9 protein-coding genes are annotated in these 7,675 nt (G+C 71.6%); 5 read left to right on the top strand and 4 right to left on the bottom strand.

Annotated elements, in window-relative coordinates; genetic code table 11:
- Positions 1 to 186: 186 nt before the first annotated feature.
- The 3 genes from E2E34_RS35675 to E2E34_RS27805 are packed head-to-tail and all read right to left on the bottom strand — an operon-like array spanning position 187 to position 2,441.
- The gene (locus E2E34_RS35675; RefSeq protein WP_167518403.1) at positions 187 to 336 is read right to left on the bottom strand and encodes a hypothetical protein; all 150 of its coding nucleotides are present in this window, start codon (positions 334 to 336) and stop codon (positions 187 to 189) included.
- 25 nt (positions 337 to 361) lie between these two features.
- Complete coding sequence (locus E2E34_RS27800) at positions 362 to 1,135, bottom strand: hypothetical protein (RefSeq protein ID WP_138904647.1); 774 nt, start codon at positions 1,133 to 1,135, stop codon at positions 362 to 364.
- 34 nt (positions 1,136 to 1,169) lie between these two features.
- A complete protein-coding gene (locus E2E34_RS27805) occupies positions 1,170 to 2,441 on the bottom strand; it encodes an MFS transporter (RefSeq protein ID WP_138904648.1) in 1,272 nt (423 codons plus the stop codon).
- Between the two features lie 71 nt (positions 2,442 to 2,512).
- Between E2E34_RS27805 and E2E34_RS27810 the strand changes: the two genes are divergently transcribed.
- The 5 genes from E2E34_RS27810 to E2E34_RS27830 all read left to right on the top strand — a co-directional run bounded on the left by E2E34_RS27810 (position 2,513) and on the right by E2E34_RS27830 (position 6,966).
- Entirely contained in the window at positions 2,513 to 3,109 is a 597-nt protein-coding gene (locus E2E34_RS27810) for a TetR/AcrR family transcriptional regulator (protein WP_138904649.1), read from the top strand.
- Positions 3,110 to 3,669: 560 nt separating this feature from the next.
- Positions 3,670 to 4,452: an AfsA-related hotdog domain-containing protein gene (locus tag E2E34_RS27815; RefSeq protein WP_138904650.1), complete on the top strand. Its 783-nt coding sequence runs from the start codon at positions 3,670 to 3,672 to the stop codon at positions 4,450 to 4,452.
- A 50-nt stretch (positions 4,453 to 4,502) separates the two neighbouring features.
- Positions 4,503 to 5,081 (top strand): DUF2165 family protein, encoded by a 579-nt coding sequence (locus E2E34_RS27820; RefSeq protein WP_138904651.1) that lies wholly within the window; start codon positions 4,503 to 4,505, stop codon positions 5,079 to 5,081.
- Entirely contained in the window at positions 5,078 to 6,019 is a 942-nt protein-coding gene (locus tag E2E34_RS27825; protein ID WP_138904652.1) for a 3-oxoacyl-ACP synthase III family protein, read from the top strand. The genes E2E34_RS27820 and E2E34_RS27825 overlap by 4 nt, the downstream gene beginning before the upstream one ends.
- A 275-nt stretch (positions 6,020 to 6,294) precedes the next feature.
- Entirely contained in the window at positions 6,295 to 6,966 is a 672-nt protein-coding gene (locus tag E2E34_RS27830; protein WP_244316174.1) for an HAD family hydrolase, read from the top strand.
- 107 nt (positions 6,967 to 7,073) lie between these two features.
- Here E2E34_RS27830 and E2E34_RS27835 read toward each other — a convergent pair.
- Positions 7,074 to 7,675: phospholipase domain-containing protein (locus E2E34_RS27835; protein WP_138904654.1), on the bottom strand; the 602-nt coding region annotated here is incomplete at its 5' end.

The following is a 7,675-nucleotide window of genomic DNA, read 5'->3' on the forward strand; positions in this document are numbered from 1 at the left end:
GGTGTGGCCCGGGGCCGCCCGTGTGGGGAGGAGGGTGGCCCGTCGCGGATGGGACCCGGGGCCACCCATGTGGGGAGGAGGGTGGCCCGTCGCGGGTGCGTCAGCGGTGGGCCACCCGGGCGGAGGTCCCGTGGGACGCCGGAGCACTCGGGCGGTGGTGGGGGTGCGCCGGGGACGTACGTCGTACTACCGGTCGGTCGTGCACTCCCAGTGGTCCGCCGTGCCCTCCGGCATCGACCAGAGCGCTATCTCGCAGCCGCAGTTGCAGGCGGCCGTCTGTCTTCTGGTCGTGGCGTCCTGCTGCCCGGCGGTCGTCGTCATCATGGCGGTCGTCATCGTCTGCTGCCTTTCGGGAGGAGGGTCAGGCCTGTGCGTACGGGGAAGGGGGCTGCGGGCCGCTGCCTTCGCGGGCCGCGATCCACTTGTCGTGCAGCCACATCTGGGTCGCGCGGCGGTTCGCGGCGCCGTCCCAGCGGACGTCCCGTTCGTACGTGATGATGTCGCCGTCGCCGTCGACGATCATCCAGGTGTAGAGGCCGTTCTCGTGGTGCGTCTTCACCTTGGCGCCGGAGACCGTGTGGGCGGCCCCCGCCTTGTCGCGCACCTCTTCGTCGTGCTGGTCCACCCACTGGACCGACAGGCCGTCCGCGTGCTCGGGCGCGAAGTCGCGCAGCCAGTCGAAGGCCGTCTTCCGTGCCTCGTCGTCGGCCGGTACGGGCGTCTTGGCGCCGGCCACCGTCATCCGCGTGTAGCCGTACAGGGTGCCCTCGGCGTCGACGACGGTCGTGATGTGCTCGCCGCCGAGGTCCCGGGTGGTGTCCTGTTCGTAGCGGACCACGGTCACGGGCCGGTCCTCGTGGCGCTCGGCCCGGATCTGGGCCGGGTGCCAGCCCTCGGGGACCGTCAGGCCCGCCGCGGCCAGGGCGTCCTTGGACTGCTTCGTGGCGGCCTTGGCCCTCTCGCTGCCCTTGGCTACCGGCTTCACGTTCTTCTCCTTCGGGCCTGTCGAGTAGGTGGCGGTGGGCGCGGCGGACGCCCTGACCGGGTCGCCGGCGTCGGCGGTGACCAGTACCGCCGCGCCCAGGGCGCAGGCTCCGCCGAGGGCCAGAGCCGCGGTGAGGATGCCGTATCTCATGGCTGATCGGTTCCCTTCCTTGTGGTGCGGGTGGTCAGCGGCGTACGCGGTGGCCGAGCGCGGCCAGTACCGCGCCGGTGCCGAGCACGCCGGCGATCACCGCGAAGACGGTGGCGCTGTTCCCCGCCGCCGTGGCCAGTTGCGGGCCGACGCTGGCGCCGATGAACAGGGCGAAGGTGTAGAGGGCCACCGCCGCGCCGCGGGCCGGGCCCGCCTGCGAGCCGATGGCCTCCACCAGCGCCGGGGCCGTGACCGCGATGCCGAACACGAAGACGAACAGCAGGGCGGCCAGCAGGACGACGTCGATGTCGGCGCCGCGTGAGAGCAGCGCCGATCCGGCGCTCACCGTCGCGGCCAGCAGCAGCGCGCCGACGACCCGGCCGACGGCAGGCAGCCGTACGAGGAACGGCGTCACCAGCGGTACGAGCACCATGGCCGGCAGCGAACTGGCGCGCAGCAGGAGCATCGTGTCGGGGTCGCCCGCGAGGCCGGCGGGGCCCGCCACCTGGAGGCCGGTGTAGACGGCGACGAAGCCGCACAGCAGCGTGACCGTCGCCAGCAGGAGCAGGACCAGGGACGGCCTGGTCAGGAGCCTGCCCATCGCGCGGTAGGCGTCGAGGGACGAGGTGGTGGCGGCGGTCCGGTCCGCGTCCAGCACCGTGCGCAGCAGCAGCGCGCCGCCGATCATGCCGGCCGCGCAGATCAGGAAGACCGCACGCCAGCTGAGGGCGTCGGCCACGGACTGCGAGTACACCTGGCCCAGTACGCCCGCGGAGAGGAAGGAGCTGGTCAGCCAGGTCATGGCGGCCACGCGTCGGTGGGGCTCTATGCGCTCGGCGATGTACGCGAAGGCCGGTGGCGCGAAGGTGGCCGCGGTCAGGCCCTGTACGACGCGGATGGCGCAGCCCACCGCCAGGTTGGGGGCGGCGGCGACGGCGGCCGTGGTGAGCGCGGTGAGGAGCAGGCCGAGCACGATCAGGTTGCGGCGTCCGAAGCGGTCGGACAGCGGGCCCCAGAAGAGGAATCCGGCGGCGTACCCGAAGCCGAAAGCGGTCGTGGTCCAGCCCGCGGCGGACGCGGTCGTGGACCACGAGTCGGCGAGCTGTCCGAGTACGGGGAGCACGGTGTAGAGCTGGCCGACGATCAGGACGCCCACCGCGCACAGGGCCGGCACGGTCCGGAGGAAGGAGGCGGCCCCGGGAACGGCGCCGGGCGCGGCCTCGGATCGGGGCGAGGGCGTTGCCCTGGCCGGCTTGGTCTCACGCAGCGGCGTCGCCGCGGGCGTGACGGTCGAGTCGGTGGTCATGGCGAACATAGAACCAACCAACCAGTTGGATGTCAACGAGTCCCAACTATTCGGTTGGGTAATCTGGCCCCATGGCTAGAGACACAGCAGTGACGAAGCAGAAGCTCCTGGGGGCGGCCCGCCAGGAGTTCGCCGCCCTGGGGGTGGCGGGCGCCCGGGTCGACCGCATCGCGGAGCTGGCCGGGGTCAACAAGGAGCGGGTCTACGGCCACTTCGGCAGCAAAGAGGGCCTCTTCGCGGCCACGGTCGGCGCGGCCATGGACGAACTCACCGAATCGGTGGGCAAGCCGGGCGACGACGTGGCCCAGTGGGTGGGCTCGGTGTACGACTTCCACCGCGAGCGGCCGGAACTCCTGCGGCTGCTCCTGTGGGAGGCCCTGCACCAGCGGGAACCGTCGATCGCCGGCGAGCAGGACCGGGCCGAGGGCTACTCCCTGAAGGTGGACGCGCTGGCCGAGCGCCTGGGCATCGCCTCGGGGCCGCAGGCGGCCGTGATGCTGCTGTCGCTCATCGGCCTGGCCGCCTGGCCGAGCGCCGTACCGCAGCTGTCCCGCCTCATCGTCGGATCACGGGTGGACGCCGAGGACTTGGGTCCGGTCGTCCGCGCATGCGTGGTGGAGCTGGCCGGCCGGATGGCGGCCGAGCAGGTGGGACAGGCCGGAAGCTGACGGACGCGGGCGAAGGAGGCGACCGCCCCGGCCCGCCCCCACGAGACGGTGAACCTCCGGCGAACTTCCTAGCATTCGCAAAGGCTGTGGCGTGGGTCACCCTGAAGGAGGTTGTCAACCAACTAGATGTTTGGCAGTGTTCAACCTGTCGCGGGGCCGCAGGAATGGCCTCGCGGCGGGGGAACGCGTAGACATATAGCCGGGGGGAAATATGTATTTCATGTGTACTGAGTGTTGCCGACACCGACGTAATGGCGCGTTGATTCACCGCCCGCCGCGGTCGTAGACCGTTCCGGTCGCAGACCACCGGTGTCCCCTGAAATCGTACACATCATCTCTCTCCGGCACAACTCGCCCTTCAGCAATCGGAATTGACCCCTCCGATTCGCCGCGGGTCCGGGGAGATTCACCCGCCGACGCACACCCGGGCCCGTTGACGCGCCCGGGTTTCGCGCGGCCTCTCACCACCGTTCCCCGCCTTCTCACATCCTCATGCGCCGGCCGTGCCGTGCCGCACCGCATCCGCACGGCCTGAATCACCCGAATCCTTCGGAGGACCCATGTCCGAGCACCTTCTGCAGAGCGTCTGCCTCGTCGGGGACCGCTTCAGCTCCTTCGCCAAGCACGACGCCGTCCGCACCGTCAGCGGCTTCGTCTCCGCCGTCACCTCCGGCGCGTACGACGACCTGGCGACCCCGCTCCTGCTCTGGGAGGGGCAGGGCGTCAACGACTTCGACCGCGAGTACGTCCGGGCCGCGCTGGAGAGAGCCGGCCTCTCCCGCAAGATCCTCACGCAGCCCAACAACCCGGTCGTCGTCCCGCGCGCCGAGGCCCACAAGAACCGCGAGGCGAACGTCCTGCTCGCCGGCCTCCAGCAGCAGGGCGAGGACACGTACCGCGCCACGCTCCGGCTGCACTCCGACAACGAGCTGCTGCTCGACCACCAGACCGGTGAGCACGTCCAGGGCATGGTCGCCATCGAGGCGTTCCGCCAGATGTTCATCGCCTTCTGCGAGAAGTTCGTCGCCGCCCAGTGGCCGGAGCTGCGCCACTACTACATCTGGCACGGCATGGACATCAGCTTCGACAACTTCCTCTTCCCGCTGGACGCGGACATCACCTGCACGGTCGTCGAGTCCGACACGAGCGACCCGGCGCGCCTGAAGTTCACCGTGGACCTGGAGCTCCACCAGGCGGGCACCCGGGCGGCGCACGCCCGGATCAAGTTCACCGCGTACGACGCCGACCGCCTCGGCCCCAAGGAGCACCGCCTGGCAGGGGAAGCGGTGGCGAACGTACTCAACGGCGCGGCGCCCGAGCCGGCCGCGGCCCGCACGGCCTGACCGCCCGGCCCGACCGCACGGCACGACCCGCCAACCAACGGAGAAATCCCATGAGTTCGACCACCCTCAGCCGGAGCGAAGAACAGCACACCGCGCCGGTCCACAGCCGCAGCGGGCTGCTCCTGCTCACCGTGGTGCTGCTGGCCGGTGTCACCGCCTGGCTGACCCTCATCGCGATCAACAACATCACCGACTTCGGTACGAACAAGGCCCTCCTCCAGGCCACCATGAACATGCAGGCGCTGATCGACGACCCGGTCCGCGGCAACGGCCTGGAGGCGCGCGCCCTGCCCAACGGCCTGGCCGCCCCGGCGCTCATAGCCGTGATCGTCTACCAGCTCGGCACGGTCGCCCTGATGTGGCGGGCCGTCGCCACCGGCGTACGCCTGCTGCGCGCGCCGTCGCTCGGCCTCTTCACGTACGTACGCCAGGTCAACCACTCGCTGGTGCCGTTCCTGCTGCTCTTCGCCGGCTTCCTGATCAGCGGCCTGTACTTCGGCTACTGGCTGCACCTCGGCCCCGTGCAGATGGTGCACTTCACCCTGCTCATCATCGGGACCCTGGTGGCTCTGCTCACCAACCTGATGCCCGTCGCCTCGCGCGCCCTGGAGCAGGAGGCGTCGCGATGACCACACTGATCAGCACGGGCGCCTGGGTGCCCGAGCGGGTGGTGAGCAACGCGGAGGCGGTCGCGGAGACCGGCGGCCCGAGCGAGTGGATCACCCGCAAGACCGGGGTCGTCGAGCGGCGCTGGGCCGACGCGGGGACGACCACCGCGGACGCCGCCGTCGCCGCCGGGCGGCAGGCGATCGAGCGGGCCGGCATCCAGCCCGAGCAGCTCGGCCTCGTCGTGCTGGCGACCTCGACGCCCGACCGGTCCCAGCCGCCCACCGCGACCGCCGTGCAGGCGGCGCTCGGCGCCACCGGAGCCGCGGCGCTGGACGTCAACGGCGTGTGCACGGGGTTCCTCTTCGCCCTGGCGACCGCGCGCGGCATGCTGGCGACCGGTGACGCCGGCAGGTACGCGCTGGTCATCGGGGCGGACATCTACTCGCGCATCCTGGACCGGACCGACCACCGCACCGTGGTCCTGTTCGGCGACGGGGCCGGCGCGGCGGTCATCGGCCCGGCGGAGGACTCCGGCCGCGGCTCGATCCTGGCCACCCAGCTGCGCAGCCACGGACACCTGGGGCATCTGATCCACCGGGAGCACGGCGACGCGTTCCGCATGGACGGCGGCGGGGTGCGCGACTTCGTCATGTCCGAAGTGCCCCTCGCGGTCAAGGGGTTCCTCGCCGACCGGGGCGTCGACGGGCGGCAGGTGCGGCACCTGGTCGCGCACCAGGCCAACGGCGTGATGCTCGACGCGCTCGTGCCGTCCCTGGATCTCGCCCGGGACGTCACGGTGCACCGCACCATCGACCGGTACGGAAACACGGCTTCGGCCTCCGTGCCGATCACGCTGGACCACGCGCTGCGCCAGGACGCCATCGCGGAGGGGGAGTTGGTGCTGCTGCTCGCCTTCGGCGGGGGCATGGCCACCGGCGCGGCGCTGATGCGGCGCTGAGCCGGCCACCACCGGACCGCTTCGAGTGAAAGCAGCGAGAGAATGAATGCTTACCGCCTTTTCGAAGGAAGGCTTGCGGCCTTTTCCTTCGCGCCGCGTTCCGCCGCACCGGCAAGCAGGGAACGCTTTCTCGAAATACGCGGTGACGCCGGTTTATCCCAGGGTTCCGGATCACGGCCGCGGCGCTGCGACGCCGCGCCATGGTCCGGGCCCCGGGCAGCGCGATAGCAACCATTGCTTCAGCAAATCTTTCCATGCGAAAGGAGAGTGCGGCGATGCCCACTCCCCCGTACCTGGTCTTCGCCGACGTGGACGAGACCCTCATCAACTGCAAGAGCATGTTCGAGTTCATGCGGTTCCAGTTGGTGGCCGAGCACGGCCCGTACGGCGCCACCGAGTACGCCCGGATCCGGGCCGAGCTCCAGCGGAAGGCGGACGAGGGCGTGCCGCGCGAGGAGATCAACCGCGCGTACTACTCCCACTTCGCCGGCGACCCGGTCGCCGGGGTCCACGAGCTGGGCGCCCGCTGGTACGCCGAGCGGAACGCGGCGGGGCTCTACATCGAGAGCACGCGTGACGCCCTGCGCGCGCACCGCGCGCAGGGGGCGGAGATCGTCCTGGTCTCCGGTTCGTTCGACGCCGTGCTCAACCCCGTGGTGGCGGAGGTCGGGGCCCGCCACCTGCTGTGCACCCGGCCCGTGGTGCGCGACGGCCGGTACACCGGTGAGGTCGAGAAGCCCATGATCGGCGAGGCGAAGGCGGCCGCGGTGCGCGAGCTGCTGGCGGCCCGCCCGTGGATCGACCCGGCGGACTGCTACGGGTACGGCGACCACGCGTCCGATCTGCCGATGCTCGACTGCGTGGGGCACCCGGTGGCCGTCGGCGCCGATCCCGCGATGCTCGCGTACGTCAGCAGGCGGCGCGCGGCCGAGCTGGACCGGGTGTAGATCCGCGCACCGGCCCCTGGTGCCGGGGTCGCCGGCTCGCGGGACCGGCCGGCCGTACCCGCGCGGGCGGAAGGCCGGGGGCAGGGCCCGCCCCACCCCCGGGTCCGTCAGGCGGTGAGCGTGGCCGGGTCGCTCACGCCGGGGGCGCCGGTCTCCACGTGGCCGGCGAAGCGGCGCAGGAAGGTGGTGTTCGTGTCGGAGACCACGGACACGTCGTACCAGCGCTTGGTGGCGCGCAGATCCACCGCGTGCGTGACCGTGGCGCCCGCGCGGACGGTGAAGGTCTGCGGCGCTCCGCCGTAGGCGTTGGTGACCGTGAGGCGGGCGGTGGTGGCGCCCGGGTTGGTCAGCGTGAGGTCGAGGTTGCCGGTGGTCGCGTTGTGGCGGGCGGTGGCCTCGGGGCAGGCGGTCTTGGCGGGGCTGCGGAAGGTGCGCAGGAAGCCGTTGGGGCCGTGCACCGTGAGGTGGTGCGTGCCCTTGGAGTACGCCGAGTTCCAGGTGTCGGAGATCTTCTTGCCGGCCTCGGCGGTGTACGTCCACGGCGCGTCGGTGCGGTTCGCCGACGTGACGTAGAACTGCGCGCCGGCCTTCGCGCCCGGGCTGAAGGTGAGGGCGATCCGGCCGTCGGCGGTGTTGACCGCGCCGTCCACGTACGGCGCGTAGGGCAGCGCGCGGGCCGGGCGGGCGCCGGGCTCCTGCCGGGGCAGGC

The sequence above is a fragment of the Streptomyces albidochromogenes genome, from assembly GCF_005981925.1.
GTDB classification, from domain to species: Bacteria; Actinomycetota; Actinomycetes; order Streptomycetales; family Streptomycetaceae; genus Streptomyces; species Streptomyces albidochromogenes.